Annotated in this window: 23 protein-coding genes and 1 riboswitch; of the genes, 11 read left to right on the top strand and 12 right to left on the bottom strand. The window is 63.8% G+C overall.

Features of this window, described 5'->3' with window-relative positions; genetic code table 11:
* Positions 1-83: 83 nt before the first annotated feature.
* Positions 84-1,157 (top strand): homocysteine S-methyltransferase family protein, encoded by a 1,074-nt coding sequence (locus ACYVHH_RS03300; RefSeq protein ID WP_460563619.1) that lies wholly within the window; start codon positions 84-86, stop codon positions 1,155-1,157.
* Here the strand turns inward: ACYVHH_RS03300 and ACYVHH_RS03295 are convergent.
* Genes ACYVHH_RS03295 through metX form a run of 3 tightly spaced genes read right to left on the bottom strand, consistent with a single transcriptional unit; the run spans position 1,148 to position 3,828 of the window.
* Positions 1,148-1,996, bottom strand: coding sequence for a MurR/RpiR family transcriptional regulator (locus tag ACYVHH_RS03295; protein WP_460563601.1), 849 nt, complete (start codon positions 1,994-1,996; stop codon positions 1,148-1,150). The genes ACYVHH_RS03300 and ACYVHH_RS03295 overlap by 10 nt on opposite strands.
* Before the next feature lie 6 nt (positions 1,997-2,002).
* Positions 2,003-2,587, bottom strand: a complete 585-nt coding sequence (gene metW / locus ACYVHH_RS03290; RefSeq protein WP_460563600.1) for a methionine biosynthesis protein MetW — start codon at positions 2,585-2,587, stop codon at positions 2,003-2,005.
* Positions 2,584-3,828: a homoserine O-succinyltransferase MetX gene (gene metX / locus ACYVHH_RS03285; RefSeq protein ID WP_460563599.1), complete on the bottom strand. Its 1,245-nt coding sequence runs from the start codon at positions 3,826-3,828 to the stop codon at positions 2,584-2,586. The genes metW and metX overlap by 4 nt, the downstream gene beginning before the upstream one ends.
* 13 nt (positions 3,829-3,841) lie before the next feature.
* Positions 3,842-3,918: riboswitch (SAM riboswitch) on the bottom strand.
* A 321-nt stretch (positions 3,919-4,239) separates the two neighbouring features.
* On the opposite strand from metX, the gene ACYVHH_RS03280 reads away from it, so the two are divergent.
* Positions 4,240-4,629 carry an RNA recognition motif domain-containing protein gene (locus ACYVHH_RS03280; protein ID WP_460563598.1) on the top strand — a complete coding sequence of 130 codons (390 nt, stop codon included), beginning with the start codon at positions 4,240-4,242 and terminating at the stop codon, positions 4,627-4,629.
* Between the two features lie 79 nt (positions 4,630-4,708).
* On the opposite strand, the gene lptC is transcribed toward ACYVHH_RS03280, so the two are convergent.
* From lptC to ACYVHH_RS03265, 3 genes are read right to left on the bottom strand one after another with little or no spacing between them, the layout of a single operon-like run.
* Positions 4,709-5,341, bottom strand: coding sequence for an LPS export ABC transporter periplasmic protein LptC (lptC, locus tag ACYVHH_RS03275; protein WP_460563597.1), 633 nt, complete (start codon positions 5,339-5,341; stop codon positions 4,709-4,711).
* On the bottom strand, positions 5,338-5,907 hold the full coding sequence (locus ACYVHH_RS03270) for a KdsC family phosphatase (RefSeq protein WP_460563596.1): 570 nt from the start codon (positions 5,905-5,907) through the stop codon (positions 5,338-5,340). The genes lptC and ACYVHH_RS03270 overlap by 4 nt, the downstream gene beginning before the upstream one ends.
* 9 nt (positions 5,908-5,916) lie before the next feature.
* On the bottom strand, positions 5,917-6,906 hold the full coding sequence (locus ACYVHH_RS03265) for a KpsF/GutQ family sugar-phosphate isomerase (protein WP_460563595.1): 990 nt from the start codon (positions 6,904-6,906) through the stop codon (positions 5,917-5,919).
* Between the two features lie 50 nt (positions 6,907-6,956).
* Here ACYVHH_RS03265 and ACYVHH_RS03260 point away from each other — a divergent pair, with 50 nt between their 5' ends.
* Positions 6,957-8,945: a monovalent cation:proton antiporter-2 (CPA2) family protein gene (locus ACYVHH_RS03260; protein ID WP_460563594.1), complete on the top strand. Its 1,989-nt coding sequence runs from the start codon at positions 6,957-6,959 to the stop codon at positions 8,943-8,945.
* 29 nt (positions 8,946-8,974) lie between these two features.
* The gene (locus tag ACYVHH_RS03255; RefSeq protein ID WP_460563593.1) at positions 8,975-9,520 is read left to right on the top strand and encodes an adenine phosphoribosyltransferase; all 546 of its coding nucleotides are present in this window, start codon (positions 8,975-8,977) and stop codon (positions 9,518-9,520) included.
* A gap of 5 nt (positions 9,521-9,525) precedes the next feature.
* Here the strand turns inward: ACYVHH_RS03255 and ACYVHH_RS03250 are convergent, their stop codons facing one another.
* Positions 9,526-10,107 (bottom strand): hypothetical protein, encoded by a 582-nt coding sequence (locus ACYVHH_RS03250; RefSeq protein ID WP_460563592.1) that lies wholly within the window; start codon positions 10,105-10,107, stop codon positions 9,526-9,528.
* A 231-nt stretch (positions 10,108-10,338) separates the two neighbouring features.
* Here ACYVHH_RS03250 and ACYVHH_RS03245 point away from each other — a divergent pair, with 231 nt between their 5' ends.
* From ACYVHH_RS03245 to ACYVHH_RS03230, 4 genes are all read left to right on the top strand, one after another.
* Positions 10,339-10,860 carry a chemotaxis protein CheW gene (locus tag ACYVHH_RS03245; RefSeq protein WP_460563591.1) on the top strand — a complete coding sequence of 174 codons (522 nt, stop codon included), beginning with the start codon at positions 10,339-10,341 and terminating at the stop codon, positions 10,858-10,860.
* A 90-nt stretch (positions 10,861-10,950) separates the two neighbouring features.
* On the top strand, positions 10,951-12,615 hold the full coding sequence (locus ACYVHH_RS03240; RefSeq protein ID WP_460563590.1) for a methyl-accepting chemotaxis protein: 1,665 nt from the start codon (positions 10,951-10,953) through the stop codon (positions 12,613-12,615).
* A gap of 48 nt (positions 12,616-12,663) precedes the next feature.
* A complete protein-coding gene (locus ACYVHH_RS03235) occupies positions 12,664-14,502 on the top strand; it encodes a methyl-accepting chemotaxis protein (RefSeq protein WP_460563589.1) in 1,839 nt (612 codons plus the stop codon).
* 54 nt (positions 14,503-14,556) lie between these two features.
* Positions 14,557-16,053, top strand: a complete 1,497-nt coding sequence (locus tag ACYVHH_RS03230) for a M20 family metallopeptidase (RefSeq protein WP_460563588.1) — start codon at positions 14,557-14,559, stop codon at positions 16,051-16,053.
* A 34-nt stretch (positions 16,054-16,087) separates the two neighbouring features.
* On the opposite strand, the gene ACYVHH_RS03225 is transcribed toward ACYVHH_RS03230, so the two are convergent.
* Entirely contained in the window at positions 16,088-17,266 is a 1,179-nt protein-coding gene (locus tag ACYVHH_RS03225) for an MFS transporter (protein WP_460563587.1), read from the bottom strand.
* Between the two features lie 161 nt (positions 17,267-17,427).
* Here ACYVHH_RS03225 and gshA point away from each other — a divergent pair, with 161 nt between their 5' ends.
* Genes gshA through ACYVHH_RS03210 form a run of 3 tightly spaced genes read left to right on the top strand, consistent with a single transcriptional unit; the run spans position 17,428 to position 20,056 of the window.
* Entirely contained in the window at positions 17,428-18,723 is a 1,296-nt protein-coding gene (gene gshA, locus ACYVHH_RS03220) for a glutamate--cysteine ligase (protein ID WP_460563586.1), read from the top strand.
* Complete coding sequence (gshB, locus tag ACYVHH_RS03215; protein ID WP_460563585.1) at positions 18,723-19,688, top strand: glutathione synthase; 966 nt, start codon at positions 18,723-18,725, stop codon at positions 19,686-19,688. Before gshA ends, gshB begins: the two co-directional genes overlap by 1 nt.
* Positions 19,685-20,056 carry a VanZ family protein gene (locus ACYVHH_RS03210; protein ID WP_460563584.1) on the top strand — a complete coding sequence of 124 codons (372 nt, stop codon included), beginning with the start codon at positions 19,685-19,687 and terminating at the stop codon, positions 20,054-20,056. The genes gshB and ACYVHH_RS03210 overlap by 4 nt, the downstream gene beginning before the upstream one ends.
* On the opposite strand, the gene ACYVHH_RS03205 is transcribed toward ACYVHH_RS03210, so the two are convergent.
* From ACYVHH_RS03205 to ACYVHH_RS03190, 4 genes are read right to left on the bottom strand one after another with little or no spacing between them, the layout of a single operon-like run.
* Positions 20,025-20,357 (bottom strand): SMR family transporter, encoded by a 333-nt coding sequence (locus tag ACYVHH_RS03205; protein ID WP_460563583.1) that lies wholly within the window; start codon positions 20,355-20,357, stop codon positions 20,025-20,027. The two genes, ACYVHH_RS03210 and ACYVHH_RS03205, sit on opposite strands and share 32 nt — an antisense overlap.
* 12 nt (positions 20,358-20,369) lie before the next feature.
* Positions 20,370-21,197 carry an ABC transporter permease gene (locus ACYVHH_RS03200; RefSeq protein ID WP_460563582.1) on the bottom strand — a complete coding sequence of 276 codons (828 nt, stop codon included), beginning with the start codon at positions 21,195-21,197 and terminating at the stop codon, positions 20,370-20,372.
* Between the two features lie 8 nt (positions 21,198-21,205).
* Positions 21,206-22,018 (bottom strand): ABC transporter ATP-binding protein, encoded by an 813-nt coding sequence (locus ACYVHH_RS03195; RefSeq protein WP_460563581.1) that lies wholly within the window; start codon positions 22,016-22,018, stop codon positions 21,206-21,208.
* Positions 22,019-22,023: 5 nt separating this feature from the next.
* Positions 22,024-23,052: an ABC transporter substrate-binding protein gene (locus ACYVHH_RS03190; RefSeq protein WP_460563580.1), complete on the bottom strand. Its 1,029-nt coding sequence runs from the start codon at positions 23,050-23,052 to the stop codon at positions 22,024-22,026.
* Positions 23,053-23,150: the final 98 nt, after the last annotated feature.

Raw genomic sequence — 23,150 nt, 5'->3', positions numbered from 1 at the left:
GCTCTTATCCCCAAAACCCCGATCCCCAAGTACTCAACATACTCGGATCGGGGTTTTGCTTTTGGTGGCATAGTGACTCGATCATGAAATCGCTGCAATACACCCGCGCGCAGGCGCTGCCCGAACTCCTGGCCGAACGTATCGTGATCCTCGATGGTGCAATGGGGACGATGATCCAGCGCTTCAAGCTGGATGAGCAGCAGTACCGCGGGTACGGGTACCAAGGCCCAGGGGCCAGTTACGAGCGTTTCAAAGACTTTCCGCGCGATGTGAAGGGCAACAACGAGCTGTTGAGCTTGACCCGCCCGGACGTCATTCGCGATATCCATGAAAGCTATTTGGCTGCCGGTGCGGATCTTGTCGAGACGAATACCTTTGGTGCGACTTCCATTGCGCAAGAAGATTACGGCATGGCCGATCTGGCGTACGAGATGAACGTGACGTCGGCCAGGCTCGCCCGGCAGGCTTGCGACAAATACAGCACGGCACAGCGTCGCCGTTACGTGGCCGGTGCCCTTGGCCCGACCCCCAAGACGGCGAGTATCAGCCCGGACGTAAACGATCCTGGCGCGCGCAACGTGACCTTTGACGAGCTGCGTGCGGCATACCTTGAACAGACGCGCGGCCTGGTCGAGGGCGGGGCGGACGTTCTGCTGGTCGAGACGATTTTTGACACCTTGAACGCGAAGGCGGCGCTCTTTGCCATTCAGGAATATTTCGACGAGTCCGGTGAATGCCTTCCCATCCTGATCAGCGGGACGGTCACAGACGCGTCGGGTCGAATTCTGAGTGGTCAGACTGTCTCGGCGTTCTGGGCGAGTGTCCGCCATGTACAGCCGCTTGCCGTCGGCCTCAACTGCGCTTTGGGTGCCGCACTGATGAAGCCGTACATTCAGGAGTTGGCGAAGGTGGCTGAGGGCACGTTCATCAGCTGCTACCCCAATGCGGGCTTGCCCAACCCGATGAGCGATACCGGTTTCGACGAGACTCCCGCCGACACTTCGCGCTTGCTGCACGAGTTTGCGGCCGAAGGGCTGGTCAACATCGTCGGTGGTTGCTGTGGCACTACGCCAGATCACATCGCGGCCATTGGCCAGGCTGTGCAGAAGGATGCTCCAAGGCGCACTTGGCTGCCTGCCGAGCTGCTTCAGGCGTAACGCTTGCTGCGCAGATTCGACTTCATGTCGCGCAGCATGGGTTGCAGCTTGTCGCTGCCGATGCGCAGCGCCAGGCAGGTGGCCAGCACGTCGATGATCATCAGGTGCAGCAACCGCGAGGTCATGGGGCTGTAACGGTCGTAGCCTTCGGGGTGATCCGCCGCAAGATGGATGTGCCCCGCCGCGGCAAGTGGCGAGCCGCTTGCCGTGATCACGATCGTCGTGGCGCCATGCTTGCGGGCGATGTCTCCGGCATCCATCAGGTCGCGCGTGCGTCCGGAATTTGAGATGATGACGACTACGTCGCCCGGGCGGCGCAGGGCGGCACTCATCACTTGCATGTGGCCATCGTTGTAGGCGATGGAGTTGACGCCAAGGCGAAAGAACTTGTGCTGGGCATCCATGGCGACAATCCCGGAGTTGCCCACGCCATAGAACTCGATGCGGTGGTTGTGTCTGTAAGCGTTTTCCAACGCGTCGGCAGCCTTTTCCAACGCGCTGGTGGAGGCATCGTTGCGGTAGCGCAGGAAGGCCGCGACGCTGTTGTCAATGACCTTGACCAGAACATCGCTCACCTTGTCGTCGGGATCCACGCTGCGGTGAATGAACGGGACGCCCTCGCTGACGGTGCCCACCAGCTTGAGTTTGAAATCGCTGAGGCCGTCGTAGCCCATGCTGCGGCAGAAGCGGACCACGGTAGGTTTGCTCACGTGGGCCCGCTCCGCGAGTTCGCTGACGGGCAGGCTGGCGAATTGGCGTGGATTGCTCAGTACCAGGCGGGCCACCCTTTGTTCGGCAGGTGCCAACGACGGCAGCGATGCTTCAATGCGTTCCAGCATGATGTCTCATCCTTGTGTGAACTTGAAGACCGCCGTGCTCGCCATCAGGTTGGGCAGCAGCCTCACCTCGTGGCCGTTTTCGAGTCCGAAGCTGTCTTCAATCTGCAGGCCGTTCTTGCGCGCGAGGACTTCAAAGTCGGTGTACGTCCCCACGCGAATGTTGGGGGTGTCGTGCCACTGGTAAGGCAGGCGTTTGGTAACAGGCATGCGGCCCTGTAGCACGCTCAGGCGGTTAGGCCAGTGGGCAAAGTTCGGGAAGGCAACGATCCCGATGCGCCCGACGCGCGCTGTTTCACGCAGCATGGTTTCTGCATTGCGCAAGTGCTGCAGCGTGTCGATCTGCAAGACGACATCGAAGCTGTTGTCATCAAACATGGCCAGGCCTTCTTCCAGGTTCAGCTGAAGAACGCTGACGCCTTTCTGCAGGCAGGCGTGCACCTTGCTGTCGTCGATTTCCACGCCGTAGCCGGTGCAGCCTCGTGTGTCGCGCAGATGAGCCAGCAGCGAACCGTCGCCGCAGCCCAGGTCCAGGACGCGGGAGCCTTTGGGTACCAGTCTGGCGATGGAGGTTTGGGTCAGTCGGTCGCTCATGCGCTGGCTACCTCCGGAAGAATGGTGGTGTCGAAATACGAGCGCACGGCTGCGTGGTAACGGGGGTCGTCGAGCAGGAAGGCGTCGTGTCCATGGGGAGCATCGATTTCGGCGTAGCTGACGTCTCGTCGGTTGTCGAGCAGCGCCTTGACGATCTCACGGCTGCGCCCCGGTGAAAAGCGCCAGTCGGTGCTGAAACTGACAAGCAGAAAGCGCGCCTTGGCTGGCGCAAGCGCAGCGCTGAGGTCTCCTCCGTATTGCCGTGCCGGGTCGAAATAGTCCAGTGCGCGGGTGATCAGCAGGTAGGTGTTCGCGTCGAAATACTGGCTGAACTTGTCGCCTTGGTGGCGCAGGTAACTTTCGATCTGGAACTCGACATCTTGTGTCGTGTAGTGGTAGGCCAGCCGTTCGATGCTCTCCAGCCCGTCCTCGGCAGCTTGTTGCAGCGGTTTGAGCTGACGCCCGAACTTCTCGTTCATGACGTCGTCGCTCAGGTAGGTGATGTGCCCGATCATCCGGGCGATGCGCAGGCCGCGGTGGGGAACTGTGTTGTGGCGCAGGTAGTGGCCACCGTGAAAATCCGGGTCGGTAACGATGGCGCGCCGGGCTACCTCGTTGAAGGCGATGTTCTCCGCCGTGAGGTTGGGGGCGCTGGCTACGACCACAGCATGTCGCACGCGGTCTGGATACTGCACTGTCCAGCTGAGCGTTTGCATGCCGCCCAGGCTGCCACCCATGACTGCCGCCAGTTGATCGATACCCAGGGCATCCAGTAGCCGTGCCTGGGCGTTGACCCAGTCCTCGACGGTGACCACCGGAAAGTCTGCCCCCCAGGCCATGCCGGTGGACGGGTTGGTGTGTGTGGGGCCCGTGGAGCCAAAGCAGGAACCCAGGTTGTTGACGCCGATGACGAAGAAGCGCCGCGTGTCCACAGCCTTGCCCGGACCGATCATGTTGTCCCACCAGCCCTCGCTGCGGGGTATGGGTTGTCCGTGCGCGTCGGCGTGAACGCCCGCCACGTGGTGGGAGGCGTTGAGCGCGTGGCAGATCAGCACGGCATTCGATTTGTCGGCATTGAGCGTACCGTAGGTCTCGTAAACCAGCTCGTATGCGGGCAGGACGGCCCCGCTCTGGAGTGGTAGCGGCTGTTCGAACCGCATGGTTTGTGGCGTAACGATCAACTGAATCACCTCGGGGTCTGGACCCAGAAAACAAAAACCCGGTGCCGCAAAGTCCGTCATGGGCAGAGACGGGTGCGAGACCGGGTGTCCCTCTTTAGCGGCATTTCTAAAGCGCCCGCAATCCGGAATCAAATCGGCGCAATGGCTAAGTATAAGTTGTTGCAGCGAGCTTGTGGGCAGTGCCCAAGGCAGGCTGCACTCCTGGTGTTGTTGCGCCCCAGCAACGGAAATGCACGCCAATTGTGCCGAAATGCCCATGAAATCGACCGCGAATTGGGGTTTGCCCTGACGTGAACAAAAAAGGCTATTCGCCGCGGGACCTCCAGCGCATAATGGTTGCGCACGTCTTTTCAGGGATGTGCAGTGACAGGTGATCGGTCAGTTTCGCGCGCCACAGCGGCCAAAAAGCGGTTTCGTCGTGCTACCGGGGCTCCATCGCTATTCGTTCCGTGTTTTTTGAGGAGTCCCTTGATGGGCAACAAACTGTACGTCGGCAATCTGCCTTACACCGTGCGTGACGACGACCTGCAGCAAGCATTCAGCGCCTTTGGCAGCGTCAGCAGCGCAAAGGTCATGATGGAGCGCGACACCGGCCGTTCCAAAGGCTTCGGCTTTGTGGAAATGGGCAGCGATTCCGAGGCCCAGTCTGCCATCCAAGGCATGAATGGCCAGTCTCTGGGCGGCCGCAGCCTGGTGGTGAACGAGGCTCGTCCGATGGAGCCCCGTCCTCCCCGTAGCGGTGGCTTCGGTGGCGGCCGTCGTGAAGGCGGCTTCGGTGGCGGCGGTGGCGAAGGCGGTTTCCGCAGCCCCTACGGCCATGGTGGCCGCCGTGAAGGCGGTGGTGGCCGCGGCGGCTACTGATCGCTGGCGCCCACACGGGCGCTGAAAGCAACCCCGTCCCGCACAAGCGGCACGGGGTTTTTTCTTGTGTGCCTGCCATTCAAGGGCGCGGCGCCAAGGTTGCGCGTACGTTTCCTTGGAGGTCGGCGACACGCTGGTTGTCGTCGTAACGCAGGCTGTCTGCCGTGATGCGGTCGCCGCCACGTGTCATCCAGACAGGCAGGTCGGATTCGATGCGATCGGCCTCGACCAGGATCCGCAGCTGCTCCCCTTCGAACTCGACCCTGGGTGAGATTTTCCCGTTCTGGGCTGGTCCGTCCCGGGAAACCCGCACCTGTTTCTCCAGGACGTACACGGTCTGTGCAGCGTTGGCGGACAACCGGTCTGCCTGTGCGTGGGTCACCGCGCCGTTGGGGTTGAGTGAGCGAAGCCTTGCCACGTCCACCTCCATGCTTCCGTCGTCAGGGTAGTGGCGCATCTCCCTCCCCGTGACCTCGCTTGTGAGCTGGCCTTGGGCATCGAAGTCGCGGACGGAAAAACCGCGCATGAAGTAATCGGGTTCGTGGCGGACGGGGCGTTCTGCCACTGGCGCGGGTGGCGGCGGGGCGTTGCGGAGCACCCAGTAGCTGCCAAGCGCCAGCAAGCCCATGGACAAGACGGGCAAATAGATCGAGATGTGGTCCCAGGCATGCGCCAGCCATCGAGGCCGGGACGATACGGCGTTTCGCTTCATTTCGCCGCCTCGTCGAGCAACCTGGCGTAGTGCCCGCTGGCGACGAGCAGCAGATCGCAGAATTCACGTGCAGCGCCTAGGCCTCCTGGGGCGCGGGTGACGTGGTGTGCCATTGCCAGCACCTCGGCCTGCGCCCCAGGGGGGGCGGCGGCGAAGGCGCAACGGCGTAGCACGGGCAGATCGGGCCAGTCGTCACCGATGGCTGCAGCCTGTGACCAGTTCAAGCCGAGTTCGTCAAGGATCGCTTCAGCGGCAGGCCGTTTGTCCTCGGTGCCGTAGCGCACGTGCGTCACGCCAAGGGCCTGCAGACGCAGCCGAAGGGCGGGCGAGTCCCGGCCGGTGACCACGGCGGGGGTGATGCCCGCACGCTGCAGCAACTTCAGTCCGTGGCCGTCCAGCGTGTGGAAGCGCTTGAGTGCCTCGCCGTGTTCTGAAAAGTAGAGTCCGCCGTCGGTGAGCACGCCGTCCACATCGAAGAATGCGACGCGGACATCCTGTGCACGAAGCAGCAGTTCCGGGGGGAACAGCAACGTCGGCTTCAGCGGGGGGAGGGGGCTGGATGACATGTTGGGGGTTCAGATGACCTTGGCACGCATCAGGTCGTGGTTGTTGAGTGCGCCGCAGAGCGTCCCGTCTTCGTCAACCACCAGGATGCTGTTGATGCGGTGCGACTCCATCAGGTCAGCGGCCTCTACCGCCAGTGCCCGCGGGGAAATGGTTCGTGGATGCTGATGCATCACTGACGCTGCGCGCACGGTTTTCAGGTCGGTGCCAGATTCGATCAGTCGGCGCAGATCGCCGTCCGTGAAGATGCCCACGGGGCGCCCGCCGTCGTCGACGACGGCGGTTGCTCCGAGGCCTTTGGCGCTGATCTCTTTCATCATTTCGGTGAGGGTCGCGTTCAAGCCCACCCGAGGCGCCGCGTCCGAGGGGCGCATGATGTCGCTGACCAGTGTCAGCAACTTGCGGCCCAGGGCTCCGCCAGGGTGTGATCGCGCGAAGTCGTCGGGGCGGAACCCCCGCGCATGAAGCAGGGCCACGGCCAGGGCGTCTCCCATGGCCAGCTGGGCGGTTGTGCTCGCCGTGGGGGCCAGGTTGTGGGGGCAGGCTTCTTTCTCGACCCCCGTGTCCAGCACGATGTCGGCATGCCTACCCAGGCTGGAGCCCGGCCGGCCGGTCATCGCGATGAGGGTCACGCCCATGCGCTTGATCATGGGAAGGATGGCTGTCAGCTCCTCGCTCTCGCCGCTGTTGCTGATGGCCAGGACCGTGTCCGCCGGGGTGATCATCCCCAGGTCGCCGTGGCTGGCCTCTGCGGGATGGACAAAAAACGCCGGTGTGCCGGTGGATGCGAGTGTTGCCGCGACCTTGCGGCCGACGTGCCCGCTCTTGCCCATGCCCATGACCACCACCCGTCCCGAGCAGGAGAGTACCGCTCGCACAGATGCGGGAAACGCGTCACCGAGCCGGTTGGACATGTCCGTGAGGGCGTTGGCCTCTATGGTCAGGGCCTCGCGGGCGAGGGTGAGCAATGTCTCGGCTGAGGGGAAGGGCGCAGACGTCATGGCAGGATTATCGGCCATGGGGGCGGGATGGCAGCAGCTAAGATTCATGCATGAATGCCTTGGACATCACGCTGCTTTATCTGTTCGCCGCTGTGGCCGGCGTGGTGGCATGCCGGTCGCTGAAGCTGCCTCCCATGCTGGGTTACCTTGTCGTGGGGGTGGTGATCGGGCCCAATGCGCTGGCGTTGGCTCAGAACTCCGCTGGCGTGCGCTACCTGGCCGAATTCGGCGTGGTGTTCCTGATGTTCGTGATCGGCCTGGAGTTCAGCCTGCCCAAGTTGCGGGCCATGAAGCGCTACGTGTTCGGGTTGGGGACGGCGCAGGTGGTGCTGACAGTGCTGCTCACCACGCTGGCCTCGCTGGCCATGGGCTGGCTGATGCCCGCGTGGTGGCGCATGGACTGGCAGACGGCGTTGGCGATGGGCGGCGTGATGGCCATGAGCAGCACCGCCATCGTTGTCAAATTGGTGGCGGACCGCCTGGAGCTGGAATCCGAGCATGGCAAGCGGGTGGTTGGGATATTGCTTTTCCAGGACTTGGCCGTGGTGCCATTGCTGGTCTTGATTCCGGCGCTGGGTTCCGACCCCGAACAGCTGATGGCCTCTCTGGGGCTGGCGCTGCTAAAGGCGGTGGCGCTGTTGCTTCTGCTCCTGACCGGCGGACAGAAGCTGATGCGTTGGTGGTTGACGCTTGTGGCGCGGCGCAAGAGCGATGAGCTGTTCATGCTCAACCTGCTGCTCATCACCCTGGGCCTGGCCTGGCTGACCGAGCACGCGGGTCTGTCCCTCGCGCTGGGGGCTTTTGTGGCGGGGATGTTGATTGCCGAAACCGAATACAAGCATCAGGTGGAAACCGACATCCGGCCATTCCACGACGTGCTGCTCGGTCTCTTCTTCATCACCATTGGCATGCTGCTGGACTGGCGACTGGTGCTTGAGCGCTGGCCGCTGGTGTTGCTTCTGCTGGTGCTGTCATTGACATTCAAGCTGGGACTGATCACCGTGCTCACGCGCATGTTCGGTGCCGCGATGGGCACCTCGCTGCGGGTGGGTTTGTACCTGGCGCAGGCGGGTGAATTCGGTTTTGTGTTGCTCAGCCTGGCCAATCAGAACCGGCTGGTGCCGCCCGAGCTGTTCAACCCGGTTCTGGCGTCCATGGTCATTTCCATGTTGCTGGCGCCCTTGGTGATCATGAGCAGCAACCGCATCGTCGGCAGGCTTGTCGGCAGTGACTGGCTGATGCAGTCGGTGCAGATGACACAGATCGCCACGCGGGCCATGGCCACCGACAAGCACGTCATCATCTGCGGCTATGGCCGTTGCGGACAGAACCTGGCCCGCATGCTGGAAGCCGAGCACATTCCGTACATGGCGCTGGACCTGGACCCTGATCGCGTTCGTCACGCGGCTGCGGCCGGGCATTCTGTGGTGTATGGCGATGCGGCGCGTTTGCAGGCGCTGGTGGCCGCAGGGCTGGCCCGGGCGAGTGCGGTGGCTGTGACCTATCTGGACACTCCGAGTGCGATGAAGGTGCTGCACCATGTGAGGGAGCATGCGCCCAAGGTTCCCGTGGTGGTCCGGACGGTGGATGATCAGGAGTTGGGCAAGCTGCAGGCCGCGGGGGCCACCGAAGTCGTGCCGGAAGCGATAGAGGCCAGCCTGATGCTTGCGAGCCACGCGCTGGCTCTGGTGGGTGTTCCTGTCAGGCGGGTCCTGCGCCTTGTCCAGAGCCAGCGCGAAGCGCGCTACAGCCTGTTGCGCGGGTATTTCCACGGGGCGGACGACAGCACCGTTGACGACCTCTACCAGGAGCGGCTGACGACGGTTGTTGTGCCGACCGCGGGGCGCACCGTGGGCATGCGGCTGGCGGACCTGGCCCTGCCGGCCATCGGCGTCCAGGTGCTCAGCCTGCGCCGCGCCAATGGCAAGACCATTCCGCTGAGCGATGAGTTGGTGCTGGAGGGCGGGGATACCCTCGTCTTGTCCGGGACTTTCGAAGTGCTTGCCTTGGCAGAGGACAAGCTGGTGCTGGGGGCGTGATACGCCAGGAGGCGGTGATAATCGGCGCCATGGAGAACTCCGCCTACCTCAAGTCCCACATCCGCACGGTGCCCGACTGGCCGGCACCCGGCGTGCAGTTCCGGGACATCACGCCTCTGCTGCAGAACCCCAAGGTGTTTCGTGTGCTGATCGACACCTTCGTCCATCGCTACATGGATCCGGCCCTGCGGCCCGACGTCGTTGCCGGTCTGGACGCCCGGGGGTTCATCATCGGTTCGGTGCTGGCGTACGAGCTGGGGGTCGGTTTTGTGCCGATACGCAAGAAGGGGAAGCTTCCTTTCACCACGGTCGAGGAAACCTACGAGCTGGAGTACGGCAGCGCAACGGTCGAATTGCATACCGACGCGGTCAAGCCTGGCGACCGGGTGTTGCTGATCGACGACCTGATCGCAACAGGGGGGACGATGATGGCCGGCAAGAAGCTCCTGGAGAAACTCGGGGCGACAGTCACAGAGGGGGCGGCCATCGTTTCCCTGCCGGAACTGGGCGGCGAGGGGCGCCTGCGCTCGTCTGGATTGAGCCTGTACACCCTGGTCGACTTCGAAGGGCATTGAGCCCTTCAGCCCGCCTTCCCGTGCGGGGGCTGACCGAGTGAAGCGGTGTCGCTGAACTCATCTTCCCGGCTCATGGGTTGTGTCGGCTCGAAATCCCTGGGGTGCTCTTGGCGGCGCTTTTCCAGAAAGGCTTCCAGCCGCTCTTTGCCAGTGACCTCCGGGGCGGGGGGAGGCGCCTTGCTCCTGGCGCGCCAGTAAACCGCCTGTATCTCCGCTCCCGTGTGCTCCAAGGCCTCGTCCTGGAGCGTCCGTTCCAGCGCCTGCAACGCCGCTGGACGGCAATCCGTCGCATCGCTGTCAACGTCGAACATGACGATGAAGCGGCGGCCCTGGCGGTCCACGGTAAGCACCTTGAACTTGTAGGCGCTGGAGAGAACCCCCGCCCGGGCCATGTTTTCTTTCAGGACGCCGAACAGCTGTTCTTTCCGGTGTCCCCGCTCGTCGCGGGAATCGTCTGAGCGCAGTTCTTCGCCCGTGCCTGATGGTGGGTGTGGATGCCGGGCACCCTCGGACGGGCGCTGTGCGGCAACGGTTGCCGACGGCGCGAGCCTGGAGAGAAACCGGTGCCACAGGGATGGTCGTGACATGGGGAAAGACGCAAGAGGTGGGTCCGCCATTGTGGTGTATTCTGCATGGCGCCTCAACCGGTATCGTCGCTGGGTCTTTTCAGTTGCGAAAAGTGCTTGAGTTGAGGTCAAGCCTGTATCGGATCTGTGAAAAAGCACTGCCGAAACGGCGCAGCTTTGGCGCCGCCAGCCTTGTTTTTGTTCGATACTTGTGACATTGCATCCAACCAATTCAGACCCCAAGGAGCCCATATGACAACCGTGCAAAGTCCAGGTTCTCAATCGAGCCATATATCCGCCAGCGGGGCGGCGACGCAAGGGGGCGCCGAATTTCTCACTTTCCGCCTTGGGGCGGAAGAGTACGGGATCGATATCCTGCGCGTGCAGGAAATCCGATCGTACGAGGAGCCCACCCGGATTGCGAATTCGCCCTCTTTCATCAAGGGGGTCGTGAACTTGCGCGGCGTGATCGTGCCTGTCGTCGATCTGCGCATCAAGCTCGGTTGCGAAAAGGTCGAGTACAACGATTTCACGGTGGTGATCGTCCTCAACGTCCGGGGGAGGGTCGTCGGCGCTGTTGTCGATTCCGTGTCCGATGTGCTGGAGCTGCCGCGTGACGCCATCAAGCCGGCACCCGAAATGAACAACGCGTCCGTCGACACGGCCTTCATCACGGGTATTGCCAGCGTCGGCGAGCGCATGCTCATCCTGATGGACATCGAGTCATTGATGGGTAGTCCGGACATGGGGCTCATCGACGCAGCTGCGCAATAAGCGCGGCATCGCGCCGCAGTAACCGGCGCACGCAGGACCAAGCGACTCGGGCGGGCAACCGCCTGAAGTGCAACAACAAGGAGGCGGTTGATGAGTCTGTTGTCGTTGATGAGGGCATTCACCATACGGTTGCGCATGATCGGTGCGATTGGTGTGGTGCTGGTGTTGCTTCTGGGCGTGGGGGGCGCCGGCCTCTGGGGCATGTTCCGCATGCAGTCGTTCAACCACGATTTCGTCGAGCACTCGTTCGCCGAATCCGTTGCCATGGGCAAATTGCAGGTGGGGCTGGGTGAATTGCGGCGCTATGAGCGCGACATGATCATCAACTACGAAAAGCCGGAGGCGGTTCGCGCTGCCAAGGCGCTTTGGGACAAGGCATGGCAGGACGTTCAGGGGCGCATGGATGCCCTGTTGGCGGGCGAGCCTGACGAAGACAACGTGCTGGTCAAGCAGATGCGCGAGAACCTGGATGTGTATGCCAAGGCGCTCGATCCGGTGGCCAAGCAGCTGGAAGATGGCGGCTACGATTCCGCGACGACCGCTAACCTGCTGCTGCGTTCGGCGCATGGGGCGTTTGAACGGGTCGACCAGACCATGGTCGAGCTGGACAAGATGCTTGGCGACGAGGTTCGCCAGTCCTACGAGAGTGCTGAAAAGACGTCGGCTGTGATCCTGATCGTGTTTGGGGTGGCGGTGGGCGTGGCGGCACTGATCGTCGTGCCTACGACGCTGGCCAACATGCACAGCATCACGCGTCCGCTGGAACAGGCCCAGGGCCTGGCGGTGTCCATCGCGCGGGGTGACCTGACGACCCGCCCCGATTTGCGAGGGGCGGACGAGCTGACGGAGCTGATGCGCTGTCTGGTGGACATGCAGTCTTCCTTGTCCAGAACGGTGGGGGAGGTGCGTGACGTTGCCGATGGCATCCGCACGGCCAGCAACGAGATTGCCACCGGCAACCAGGACTTGAGTGCCAGGACCGAACAGGCCGCCAGCAATCTGCAGCAGGCTGCATCCAGCATGGACCAGATCACGGCCACGGCACAGCAGTCGGCGGAGGCCGCGCGTTCGGCCAGCGGGATGGCTCAGAACAACGCCGACGTGGCCCAGCGCGGCGGACAGCTCGTGGGGCAGGTGGTGAGCACCATGGAGGAAATCCACCACAGCAGCCAGAAGATTCACGACATCATCGGTGTGATTGACGGCATTGCGTTCCAGACCAACATCCTGGCATTGAACGCCGCCGTCGAGGCTGCCCGAGCGGGGGAAGCCGGCCGCGGGTTTGCCGTGGTGGCTGGCGAGGTGCGCAGCCTTGCGCAGCGCAGTGCCGAAGCCGCTCGCGAGATCAAGGCGCTCATCAGCGCCAGCGTCGACAAGGTCAATGCCGGCACACAGCTCGTGCACCAGGCAGGCAGCACGATTCACGAAATCGTGGACAACGCCCAGAAGGTGTCATCTTTCATTGGCGAGATCACGTCGGCCTCTGCGGAGCAGTCGCAGGGGCTGGGGGAAGTGAATGGCGCGGTCGGGCAGCTGGACCAGATGACCCAGCAGAACGCTGCGCTTGTCGAGGAGAGTGCCGCCGCAGCGGAGAGCCTGCGTGATCAGGCGCAGCGCCTTGCCGACCTGGTGGCGGTCTTCCAGCTGGGCAATGGTGCCGGTGGACACGCGCCCCTGCTGCCTGCCGCCACGCGTGGCCACGGACAGGCCGGAAGCTATGGCGGCCCGGAGCGCAGGCAGCGCGCCAGGGAGTGACGCTGCGGTTTTTTTGTTGGTTGGGAACGTGATAACAAGGAGACGTTGATGAGCATGAATAACATTCGGCTCGGCTACAGGCTGACATTGGGTTTCGGTGCAGTTTTTGCCCTGCTGGCTGCTGTGGTGGCCATCTCGGTCGTTCAGTCCCGGGAGCTTCTGCAGGAACTGAACCAGACCTTGAGGATGGAGCGCAGCGCCTTGCTTGCCGACAACTGGGCGGTCAGCACCCGGCTCAACGTCAACAGGGTCATGGCGATCGCCAAGTCGCGCAACGACGCCCAGGTGGAGGCGTACTTCGCGCCCCTGATCGCTCAGACCACGCAGCAGATCAACGAACTGCAGAAGGCCCTGGAAAGCACGGTCGAATCCGCCGATGGCAAGGCGCTCATGGAGCGCATTGCCAAGCAGCGGGCCGATTACATTGCCGTGCGCAAGACTTTCTTTGACACGCTGAAAGCTGGCGATGAGTCTGGCGCGGACGGCATCCTCAACGACAAGCTCATTCCTGCTGCCAACGCCTACATGGCGTCGCAGGACGAGCTGGTGAAGCTGCAACACCGGCTCGTGGATGAATTCGCCTCCAGAGCCGACAGCGATGCAGCGCGATCGAACATGCTGGTCATCGCCCTGGCCGCGGGGGCGGTGGCTTTGGGCGTGCTTGTTGCCGTTTCGATCGTCCGTTCGATCACCCGGCCGGTGCGTGAAGCCGTGGACGTCGCCAGCGGGATCGCGCATGGCGATCTGACGCGCCGCATCCAGACCCAGCGGCAGGATGAGCTGGGTGATCTGCTCAGGTCGCTGGACGAGATGCAGTCCAGCCTGCTGAAGGTGGTGGGGCAGATCCGGCAGTCCAGCGACAGCATTCAAGTGGCCAGCGGCGAGGTGGCCAGTGGCAACCAGGACCTGAGCGCACGCACGGAGCAGACGGCGAGCAACCTGGAGGAGACGGCGTCGAGCATGGAGGAGCTGACCTCTACGGTGCGCCAGACGGCAGACGCGGCGCGTCAGGCCAACCAGCTGGCGTCCAGCGCGGCGGAAGTGGCGCAGCGCGGTGGTTCAGTCGTGGGCCAGGTGGTCACGACGATGGACGAAATCAACCACAGCAGCCAGAAGATCAGCGACATCATCAGCGTGATCGACGGCATCGCCTTCCAGACCAACATCCTGGCGCTGAACGCGGCGGTGGAAGCGGCGCGCGCGGGCGAGCAGGGCCGGGGCTTTGCCGTGGTGGCGGGCGAGGTGCGCACGCTGGCGCAGCGCAGCGCACAGGCGGCCAAGGAGATCAAGGAACTGATCAACACCAGTGTGGAGAAGGTGCAAAGCGGCAGCCGGCTGGTGCAGGACGCGGGCACGACGATGCGCGAGATCGTGGAGAGCGTGCAGCGGGTGACGGACATCATTGGCGAGATCACGGCGGCGGCTGGGGAGCAGAGCGACGGGATAGCGCAGGTGAACACGGCGGTGAACCAGCTGGACCAGATGACGCAACAGAACGCGGCGCTGGTGGAGCAGAGCGCTGCGGCGGCCGAAAGCCTGAGGGAGCAGGCGGCGCGCATGAGCCAGGCCATTGCGGTGTTCCGCACCGGTGGCAACGATTTCCAGGCGGTGGCCGCGCCTTCGCACCGCCCCGCGCCTTCGGCGGTCAAACCGGCGGCTGCAGCAGCGGCCAAGACGGCGCCCAAGCCCGTTGCCGGAGCCAAGCTGCCGTCCCCGGCGGCGCACCCCGACAGCAAGGTCAAGGGGCTTGCCACGGCTGCTCGAGCGGCGGAGCCTGCACCAACATCCCGCCCCGAAGCGGAACTCAAGCGCCCCCAGCTGGCGGCAGCATCCTCGCCGAAAAAGGCGCAGCCCGCACGGGAAGAGGGGGAGTGGGAGAGCTTCTGACGGCTGCTTGACGTTTGGGTAGACTGGCGGTTTCCGATCTGTTTGGAGACCGCCATGAATGCCCGTTGCCCCGAAGATGTTCTCAATGCCTCGGCCCTGGCCGAGCATGTTGGCAGCCAGTGGCGAGAGGGCATTCTGCCGGCCTTGCACCGCTACATCGAGGTGCCGGCCAAATCGCCGGCATTTGACGCAGACTGGTCGGCCCACGGGTATCTGGACGCCGTTGTGCGTGATGCCGCCGACTGGGTGACCGCGCAGCGCGTTGAAGGCCTGTCGCTGGAGGTCGTGCGGCTGCAGACCTCAGACGGGCGCCCGCGGACCCCCGTGCTGTTCTTCGAGGTGCCGGCCAGTGCGGGCCGTCAGGGCAGCTCTTCACCCGCAAGCGCCCAGACGGTGCTCATGTATGGGCATCTGGACAAGCAGCCTGAGTTCACGGGTTGGCGCAGCGACCTGGGTCCTTGGTCGCCCAAACTGGTGGATGACAAGCTCTATGGCCGGGGCGGCGCCGACGATGGTTATGCCCTGTACGCCAGCATCGCGGCCATTCAGGCGCTCAAGGCCCAGGGGGTGGCCCATCCCCGCATCGTGGGTCTGATCGAGACCAGCGAGGAAAGCGGTTCCCGAGACCTGCTCCCGTATGTGGATGCGCTTCGCGCGCGGCTGGGGGACGTGGGGCTGGTCATTTGCCTGGACAGCGGGGCAGGTAACTACGATCAGCTCTGGCTGACGACCAGTCTGCGTGGCATGGCCAGCGGGGTGCTCAAGGTGGAGGTGCTTACCGAAGGCGTGCACTCGGGTGATGCCTCCGGGCTGGTGCCCTCAAGCTTTCGCATCATGCGCCAGGTGCTCGACCGCCTGGAGGACAGCGCCACGGGAAGGTTGCTGCCCGCCGGTTTTCATTGCGAAGTCCCGGCCGAGCGGTGGGCGCAGGCGCAGGCCACGGCTGCGATCCTGGGCGAAGAGGTCTACCGGCGCTTTCCGTGGGCGCACCACGACTGCGGCGGGTCGACCTTGTTCACGCTCCCCACGACCACCGATCCCGTGGAGGCGCTGATCAACCGTACCTGGCGGCCAACCCTCAGCGTGACCGGCGCCGAAGGTTTTCCCACTTTGCAGAACGCAGGCAACGTGTTGCGGCCCTATACGGCCTTCAAGCTCAGCTTGCGCTTGCCGCCGCTGGTGGACGCGGGGCAGGCTGTGCAGGAGCTCAAAGGCTTGCTGGAGGACAACGCGCCTTACCAGGCCAAGGTCACCTTCGAGCCCGAAGGCGCGGCATCTGGCTGGAACGCGCCTGTCACCGACCCCTGGTTCGAGCGCGCCTTGCATTCCGCCAGCCAGATCCATTTTGGCGCGCCCTGCGGGTTCATCGGGCAAGGCGGAACCATTCCGCTGATGAACATGCTCAGCCAGGGATTCCCGAAGGCGCAGATGATGGTCTGCGGCGTGCTCGGGCCGAAGAGCAATGCGCACGGGCCCAATGAATTCCTTCACGTTCCCTACGCCCAGCGCCTGACGGCTGCCGTGGCCGAAGTGATTGCCCGGATGCCGTGAGGGCGCTGCCCCGCGTCAATGGGGCAGCGGGCGGTCAGGTGGCCTCGGCGGCACGTGCGCGCCGTCTGGCCGCGAGCCACAGCAGGGACAGGCCCGTCAGGCCGACGGGGATCAGCGAGCCCATGTTCAGCAGCGCCCAGCCCTGGGTGGTGACCAGAGCGCCCGATGCGAACGACGTCACCGCCATGGTGGCGAAGACGAAGAAGTTGATGGCGGCTTGTGCCTTGTCCTTTTCCTCGGGGCGGTAGGCCTGCATGGCCAGCGTGGTGCTGCCGGTGAACAGGAAGTTCCAGCCGACACCCAGCAGGAACAGCGCGATGAGGAACTGGTGAAGCTCCTGCCCGGACAGGGCGATGCCGATGCACAGCGCGTTCAGCAGAACGCCCGTGCCCATGACCGGCAGTACGCCGAAGCGCTTGATCAGGTGCCCGGTGAAGAAGCCCGGTGCGAACATGCCGATCACGTGCCATTCCAGAACCAGGGCCGCGTCGGAAAAAGGCATGCCGCAGACCTGCATGGCCAACGGGGTTGCGGCCATCAGCAGGTTCATGACGCCGTAACCGAGTGCGGCCCCCATCGTGGACACGATGAAGACAGGCTGGCGCATGATTTCCGCCAGAGGCCGGCCTTGCGCGGGGCCTTCGCGGCGAGGAGGCTCCGCCGGGAAACGGATACCGGCCATCACGGCCATGGAAAGCATGGCCACCACTGCGAGTGCCAGGTATGCGCCCAGGAAGGGCGCGCCAAGGGCGTCGCGGGTGTGGTTGGCCAGGTTGGGGCCGGCAATGGCGCCAATCAGGCCGCCCGCCAGAACCAGCGACACAGCCTTTTCGCGAAACGCTGGCGCGGCCAGTTCGCCCGCCGCAAAGCGGTAGAGCTGTCCGTTCGCGCTGTAGTACCCGGCCACGAGGGTGGCCAGCACCAGCAGCCAGAAGCTGTTCGCGTACAACGCGGCTGCACACAGCAGCGCCGAACCGAAGGCAACGAGCAGGCCGAGCTGGAACGAGGTCTTGCGGCCCCAGCGCGCCTGGCTGCGCGCCACCAGGCCGGTCGACAGCGCGCCGCCAACGACATAACCCATGACGGGCAGCGTGGCCATCCAGCCAGCAGGCGCCAGGCTCAACCCCACCAAACCGTTGATGGCGATGAAGACAACGTTGTTTGTCAGGAACAAGCCTTGCGCGATGGCCAGCAACCACAGGTTTCTATTCATAATCATTCATTTATATACGATCCGGGCGGCAGCCGTCCTGCGTGGGGCCATCTTGGTGACGGGGATCTTCGGGGTGCAACCCTTGGAATAGGCGAATTCATCCCCACTCTCTAAAATCGCCTCAGATTTTGCATTGACCAACGTACAGCAGAGGGCCCTCAATGGTTCCGCATCTTGTCACGGCCCTCAACGGCCCCATCAACGAACTCGAACAGCGCATTCTTGAATCCACCCCGGTGATCGAGCGCTGGTTCCGTCTGGAGTGGATGGAGCACACCCCCCCGTTCTACAGCTCGGTGGATATCCGCAACGCTGGCTTCAAGCTGGCACCGGTGGACACCAACCTGTACCCCGGCGGCTGGAACAACCTGACGCCGGAAATGCTGCCGCTGGCCGTGCAGGCGGCCATGGCCGCCATAGAGAAGATCTGCCCCGAGGCTAAGAACCTGCTGCTGGTGCCCGAGAACCACACGCGCAACATGTTCTACCTGATGAACGTGGCGCAGTTGCAGCGCATCTTCTACCAGGCAGGCCTGAACGTGCGCCTGGGCTCGCTCAACCCCGAGATCAAGGAGCCCACCACTTTCCAGCTGCCCAATGGCGACGAAGTGACGCTGGAGCCGCTGATCCGCAATGGCCGCCGGCTGGGGCTCAAGCATTTTGATCCGTGCACCATCCTGCTAAACAACGACCTGAGTGCGGGCGTTCCCGGCATTCTGGAGGATGTGCATGAGCAGTACCTGTTGCCGCCGCTGCACGGTGGATGGCACGTTCGCAAGAAGAGCAACCACTTCAAGGCCTACGAGGAAGTGGCCAAGCGCTTCGGCAAGCTGTTGGGCATGGACCCGTGGCTCATCAATCCCATGTTCAATCAGTGCGGTGAAGTCAACTTCGCCGAAGGCACGGGCATGGAGTGCCTGCAGTCCAACGTTGACGCGCTGCTGACCAAGATCAAGCGCAAGTACAAGGAATACGGCATCAACGAGAAGCCGTTCGTGGTGGTGAAGGCCGACAACGGCACCTATGGCATGGGCATCATGACGGTGCGCGACGCCAAGGAGCTGGAGAGCCTGAACCGCAAGACGAAGAACAAGATGAACGTCATCAAGGACGGCCAGCAGGTGTCCGACGTCATCATCCAGGAAGGTGTGTTGACCAACGAGCGCATCAACGACGCCGTGGCCGAGCCGGTGGTCTACATGATGGACCGCTACGTGGTGGGGGGCTTCTACCGCGTGCATGCGGACCGTGGCGTGGATGAAAACCTGAACGCACCGGGCGCGAGCTTTGTGCCGCTGGCGTTCGAGAAAGGGGCGCAGCAGCCGCAACCGGGCGTGAAGCCTGGCGCCAGCGTGCCCAACCGCTTCTACATGTACGGCGTCATTGGCCGTCTGGCCATGCTGGCCGCCAGTTACGAACTGGAAGCCACCGACCCCGACGCCGAGGTGTACGAGTGATGGCCGCGCCCGGGGCATCCAGGCGCGTGCTGTTCGTGGCCGATCCCTTGGCCACGTTCAAGACTTACAAGGACTCCACCTTCGCGATGATGCGTGAGCTGCAGCGCCGTGGACACGCCGTGGCCGCCTGTGAGCCTTCGCACCTGCAGTGGGAAAGCGGGCAGCCGGTGACTGCCCTGGTGCGGCAGATTGCGTTGACCGGTGAGGCCGATGACTGGTACCGGGTGACGCACCAGGGCCGCGAGGCCCTGCGCGACTTTGACGCGGTGCTGATGCGCAAGGATCCGCCTTTCGACAGCGAGTATTTTTACGCCACCCATCTGCTGGAGCAGGCCGAGCGCGAAGGTGCACGGGTGTTCAACAAACCCTGTGCGCTGCGCGACCATCCTGAGAAGCTGGCGCTCATGGAGTTCGCGGATTTTGCGCCGCCGACACTGGTAACGCGCTCGCCCGAGGCCGTGCGCCACTTCCATGCGCTGCACGGCGATGTCATCCTCAAGCCGCTCGATGGCATGGGTGGCATGGGGATATTCCGCGTGGGGCCTGACGGCATGAACCTGGGGTCCATCGTTGAAACGCTCAACCGCGGCGGGACCACGACGGTGATGGTCCAGCGCTACCTGCCCGAAATCGTGGATGGTGACAAGCGTCTACTGCTCATTGGCGGGAAGGCTGCGCCTTTCTGTCTGGCGCGCATTCCGCAAGGCAACGAGGTGCGAGGCAACCTGGCCGCAGGCGGCAAGGGCGTGGCCCGGCCATTGAGCGAGAGCGACTGGCGCATCGCCAACGCCATCGCCCCCAGGCTGGCCGAGCGCGGCCTTTTGCTGGTGGGGCTGGATGTGATTGGCGACAAGGTGACCGAGGTGAATGTGACCAGCCCGACCTGTTTCCAGGAAATCCAGCAGCAGACCGGGTTTGACGCGCCTGCCATGTTTGTGGATGCACTGGAGGCGGCGTTGGCATGACATGGGCGAAGCCGTATTGCCAGCCTTTGGCACGCGTCTTTTTCTGGCTCGTGCTGGCGGCTGTGGTGGTGCTTTCGCTCACCCCGGTCGAGCATTTGCCGCCACAGGTGTTCAGCATATGGGACAAGGCGCAGCATGCGTTGGCCTTTCTGGCGCTTTCGCTGCTGGGTTTGTGGGCCTACTCGCGACAGCCACGGCGGGTGCTGACGGGGCTGTTGTTGTTGGGCGCCGCCATCGAGCTGGCGCAGGCGGCCACCGGCTGGCGTTATGGCGAGTGGGCTGACCTGATGGCTGACGCCGTTGGCGTTCTGGCCGGTGCCTGGATGTGGCGCTGGATCAGTGGCCGGCGGACTTTGAAAACAGATTGATCACCAGCACGCCTGCGATGATCAGCCCCATCCCTGCCAGGCCTGGGCCGTCGATTTTCTGGCCGTACACCAGGAAGGCCACGAGGGTGATGAGCACGATGCCCAGGCCCGACCAGATGGCATAGGCAATGCCGACCGGCACCGTGCGCAGCACCAGGGCCAGGCAGTAGAACGCGGTGGCGTAGCCCACCGCAACCACCACCGACGGCCACAGCCGCGTGAAGCCGTCGCTGGCCTTGAGCGCCGACGTGCCGATGACTTCGGCCACGATGGCTAGCCCCAGGGCCAGGTAGGCGTTCATGGGTATTTGTCCTTACAGTTTCTCGGTTTCACCGGCCTTGGGCTGCCACTTCATCAGGCGTTTCTCGATGCGCCCGACGATGGCGTCAAGCGCCAGGGCGAATGCCGTGAGCACGAGGATGCCAGCCATCACGGTGTTGATGTCGAAAGTGCCCTCGGCCTGCAGGATGAGGTAGCCCACGCCCTGGCTGGAGCCCAGGTATTCTCCCACCACTGCACCCACAAAGGCCAGGCCCACGGAGGTGTGCAGCGAGCTGAACACCCAGCTCGTGGCGCTGGGCAGGTAGACGTGCCGCAGCAGCTGCTTCTGGCTGGCGCCCAGCATGCGCGCGTTGGCCAGCACCACGGGGCTGACTTCCTTGACGCCCTGGTAGACGTTGAAGAACACGATGAAGAACACCAGCGTGACACCCAACGCCACCTTGGAGCCCATGCCCAGGCCGAACCACACCGCGAAGATGGGCGCCAGGATGATGCGTGGCATGGAGTTGAGCGCCTTGACGTAGGGTTCGAGAATGGCTGAGGCCATGGGCGAGAGGGCCAGCCACAGGCCGCAACCCAGTCCGCCCAGTGCCCCGATGGCGAAGGCCATGACGGTTTCGGCCAGTGTCACGGCCAGGTGGCCGTAGATGTCGGCGTCGGTCACAAACCATGTCCAGATGCGCTCAAGCACCTTCAGCGGCTCGCCGAAGAAGAATGCCGCCTGACGGTCGTTGTCGAACATGAAGGGCGGGATCAGGCCGGGCCTGGTCATCACATACCAGAAGGTGAACAGCAGCACCAGCAGGCCCAGTTGCCACACACGCAGGTTGGCGGCGCGCGGTTTGATGAGGTTCCACATAGGCAGGTTCAGGCGGCTTTCTGCAGTTGTTGCTGGTAGCCCTTGAGCACTTCCTCGCGCAGCACGCCCCAGATGGCCGCGTGCAGTTCGAGGAAGCGCGGGGTCGTTTTCACTTCGGCCACGTCGCGCGGGCGCGGGATGTCGATGTGGAACTCCCCGATGGGGTGGGAGGCGGGACCGGCGCTGAGCACCACCACGCGGTCGCTCATGGCAATGGCCTCGTCCAGGTCGTGCGTGATGAAGAGCACGGCCTTCTTCTTGGACTGCCAAAGGTCCAGCACCTCGTTTTCCATGAGCTGGCGGGTCTGGATGTCGAGCGCCGAGAAGGGTTCGTCCATCAGGATGATGTCGGGGTCCAGCACCAGGGTCTGCGCCAGGCTGGCGCGCTTGCGCATGCCGCCGCTCATCTGGTGCGGGTAGCGGTCGCCGAACGAGCCCAGGCCAACGCGGCGCAGCCAGTCCTCGGCCTGTGCGCGGGCGTCGCGCTCGGGCATGCCCCGGAACTGCAGGCCCGCCATGACGTTCTCCAGCGCGGTGCGCCAGGGCATGAGGCTTTCGGTCTGGAACATGTAGCCAGCACGGGTGTTGATGCCGGCCAGCGGTTCGCCGAAGATGCGCACCGAGCCCCTGCTGGGCACCAGCAGCCCGGCCGCGACGTTGAGCAGCGTGCTCTTGCCGCAGCCGGTGGGGCCCACCACGCTGACGAACTCCCCGGCGCCCACGGTGAGCGAGACATGCTCGACCGCCGTGTAGCGCTGGCCGGGGTTGTCCTTGCTGATGAATGTGCAGGCAACGTCCTGCAACTCGATCGCCGCAGACATCGCTCTCAGCCTTTCGGGTACTTGGCGTTGGCCTTCTTGACGAAGTCGTTGGTGTAGACAGCGTTCAGGTCGAGCTTGGTGGCGCCCAGTTTTTCGTCGACGCTGGCCAGCGCGCGGAACGCCGTGTCCGCACCTTTCGGAGGGATGGTTCCGTCGGGCGACAGTGCAGGCTTGGCGGCGAGGAAACCGTCGATGTAGACGGCACGGTCGCCCAGCAGATAGCTCTCGGGCACCACCTTGATGATGTCGCCGGGGCCGGCCTGCTGGATCCATTTGTTGGCACGCACCATGGCATTGGTGAGGGCCTGCACGGTGTTGGGGTTCTTGTCGACGAAAGGCTGCGGGCAGTACAGGCAGCCTGCGGGCATGGGGCCGCCAAAGACCTTTTCAGCCTCGGAAACAACGCGTGTGTCGGAAACGATCTTGAGGTCGCCCGAACGCTGCAGCAGCGTGATCACCGGGTCCAGGTTGCTGATGGCGTCGATCTGGCCCGAGCGCATGGCGGCCACCGCGCCGTTGCTGGCGCCCACGCCGATGATGCTGACGTCGCTGGGCTTGAGACCGGCCTTGGCGAGCACGAAGTTCACCATCACGTTGGTGGAGCTGCCAGGTGCCGTCACGCCAATCTTCTTGCCCTTGAGGTCGGCGATGGATTTGAAGTTGGGCATGGTCTTGGGGTTGACGCCCAGCACGATCTGCGGGGCCAGACCCTGCAGCACGAAGGCGCGCATGGGCTGCCCCTTGAACTGCATGTTGACGGTGTGCTCGAACGCGCCGGAGACCACGTCGGCACTGCCGCCGACCACGGCCTGCAGCGCACGCGCACCACCAGCAAAGTCCACGATGTTGACGTCCAGCCCTTCCGCCTTGAAGTAGCCAAGTTGTTCTGCAATGGTGAGCGGCAGGTAGTAGAAGAGGTTCTTGCCGCCCACGGCGATGGTGACTTTGGGCTTCTCAATGCCCTGAGCCATGGCAAGGTGCGGCAGGGCGGCGGCGGTCAGGCCGCCGGCAATCACGTGACGTCGGTTCAGCATCGCAAGTGTCTCCTTCTGTGTTGTCTGCAGGCAGGCCACCGGGGCCGCAGCCCCGATGCCGTTTCCATCATACCGCCGGCATCTTCAGCGTGCCGTGT

Source organism: Hydrogenophaga aquatica (assembly GCF_054780915.1).
Note: the sequence above shows the minus strand (reverse complement) of the source record. Positions and strands in the feature narration are given on the sequence as shown.

What these genes read in the sequence shown, in the direction of transcription:
- ACYVHH_RS03295 (WP_460563601.1), bottom strand. Translation starts at nt 1,996, where the DNA reads ATGCTGGAACGCATTGAAGCATCGCTGCCGTCGTTGGCACCTGCCGAA.
- metX (WP_460563599.1), bottom strand. Translation starts at nt 3,828, where the DNA reads ATGACGGACTTTGCGGCACCGGGTTTTTGTTTTCTGGGTCCAGACCCC.
- ACYVHH_RS03245 (WP_460563591.1), top strand. Translation starts at nt 10,339, where the DNA reads ATGACAACCGTGCAAAGTCCAGGTTCTCAATCGAGCCATATATCCGCC.
- metW (WP_460563600.1), bottom strand. Translation starts at nt 2,587, where the DNA reads ATGAGCGACCGACTGACCCAAACCTCCATCGCCAGACTGGTACCCAAA.
- ACYVHH_RS03280 (WP_460563598.1), top strand. Translation starts at nt 4,240, where the DNA reads ATGGGCAACAAACTGTACGTCGGCAATCTGCCTTACACCGTGCGTGAC.
- ACYVHH_RS03205 (WP_460563583.1), bottom strand. Translation starts at nt 20,357, where the DNA reads ATGAACGCCTACCTGGCCCTGGGGCTAGCCATCGTGGCCGAAGTCATC.
- gshB (WP_460563585.1), top strand. Translation starts at nt 18,723, where the DNA reads ATGGCCGCGCCCGGGGCATCCAGGCGCGTGCTGTTCGTGGCCGATCCC.
- ACYVHH_RS03230 (WP_460563588.1), top strand. Translation starts at nt 14,557, where the DNA reads ATGAATGCCCGTTGCCCCGAAGATGTTCTCAATGCCTCGGCCCTGGCC.
- ACYVHH_RS03235 (WP_460563589.1), top strand. Translation starts at nt 12,664, where the DNA reads ATGAGCATGAATAACATTCGGCTCGGCTACAGGCTGACATTGGGTTTC.
- lptC (WP_460563597.1), bottom strand. Translation starts at nt 5,341, where the DNA reads ATGAAGCGAAACGCCGTATCGTCCCGGCCTCGATGGCTGGCGCATGCC.
- ACYVHH_RS03225 (WP_460563587.1), bottom strand. Translation starts at nt 17,266, where the DNA reads ATGAATAGAAACCTGTGGTTGCTGGCCATCGCGCAAGGCTTGTTCCTG.
- ACYVHH_RS03250 (WP_460563592.1), bottom strand. Translation starts at nt 10,107, where the DNA reads ATGTCACGACCATCCCTGTGGCACCGGTTTCTCTCCAGGCTCGCGCCG.
- ACYVHH_RS03265 (WP_460563595.1), bottom strand. Translation starts at nt 6,906, where the DNA reads ATGACGTCTGCGCCCTTCCCCTCAGCCGAGACATTGCTCACCCTCGCC.
- ACYVHH_RS03200 (WP_460563582.1), bottom strand. Translation starts at nt 21,197, where the DNA reads ATGTGGAACCTCATCAAACCGCGCGCCGCCAACCTGCGTGTGTGGCAA.
- ACYVHH_RS03270 (WP_460563596.1), bottom strand. Translation starts at nt 5,907, where the DNA reads ATGTCATCCAGCCCCCTCCCCCCGCTGAAGCCGACGTTGCTGTTCCCC.
- gshA (WP_460563586.1), top strand. Translation starts at nt 17,428, where the DNA reads ATGGTTCCGCATCTTGTCACGGCCCTCAACGGCCCCATCAACGAACTC.
- ACYVHH_RS03255 (WP_460563593.1), top strand. Translation starts at nt 8,975, where the DNA reads ATGGAGAACTCCGCCTACCTCAAGTCCCACATCCGCACGGTGCCCGAC.
- ACYVHH_RS03195 (WP_460563581.1), bottom strand. Translation starts at nt 22,018, where the DNA reads ATGTCTGCGGCGATCGAGTTGCAGGACGTTGCCTGCACATTCATCAGC.
- ACYVHH_RS03210 (WP_460563584.1), top strand. Translation starts at nt 19,685, where the DNA reads ATGACATGGGCGAAGCCGTATTGCCAGCCTTTGGCACGCGTCTTTTTC.
- ACYVHH_RS03300 (WP_460563619.1), top strand. Translation starts at nt 84, where the DNA reads ATGAAATCGCTGCAATACACCCGCGCGCAGGCGCTGCCCGAACTCCTG.
- ACYVHH_RS03260 (WP_460563594.1), top strand. Translation starts at nt 6,957, where the DNA reads ATGAATGCCTTGGACATCACGCTGCTTTATCTGTTCGCCGCTGTGGCC.
- ACYVHH_RS03240 (WP_460563590.1), top strand. Translation starts at nt 10,951, where the DNA reads ATGAGTCTGTTGTCGTTGATGAGGGCATTCACCATACGGTTGCGCATG.
- ACYVHH_RS03190 (WP_460563580.1), bottom strand. Translation starts at nt 23,052, where the DNA reads ATGCTGAACCGACGTCACGTGATTGCCGGCGGCCTGACCGCCGCCGCC.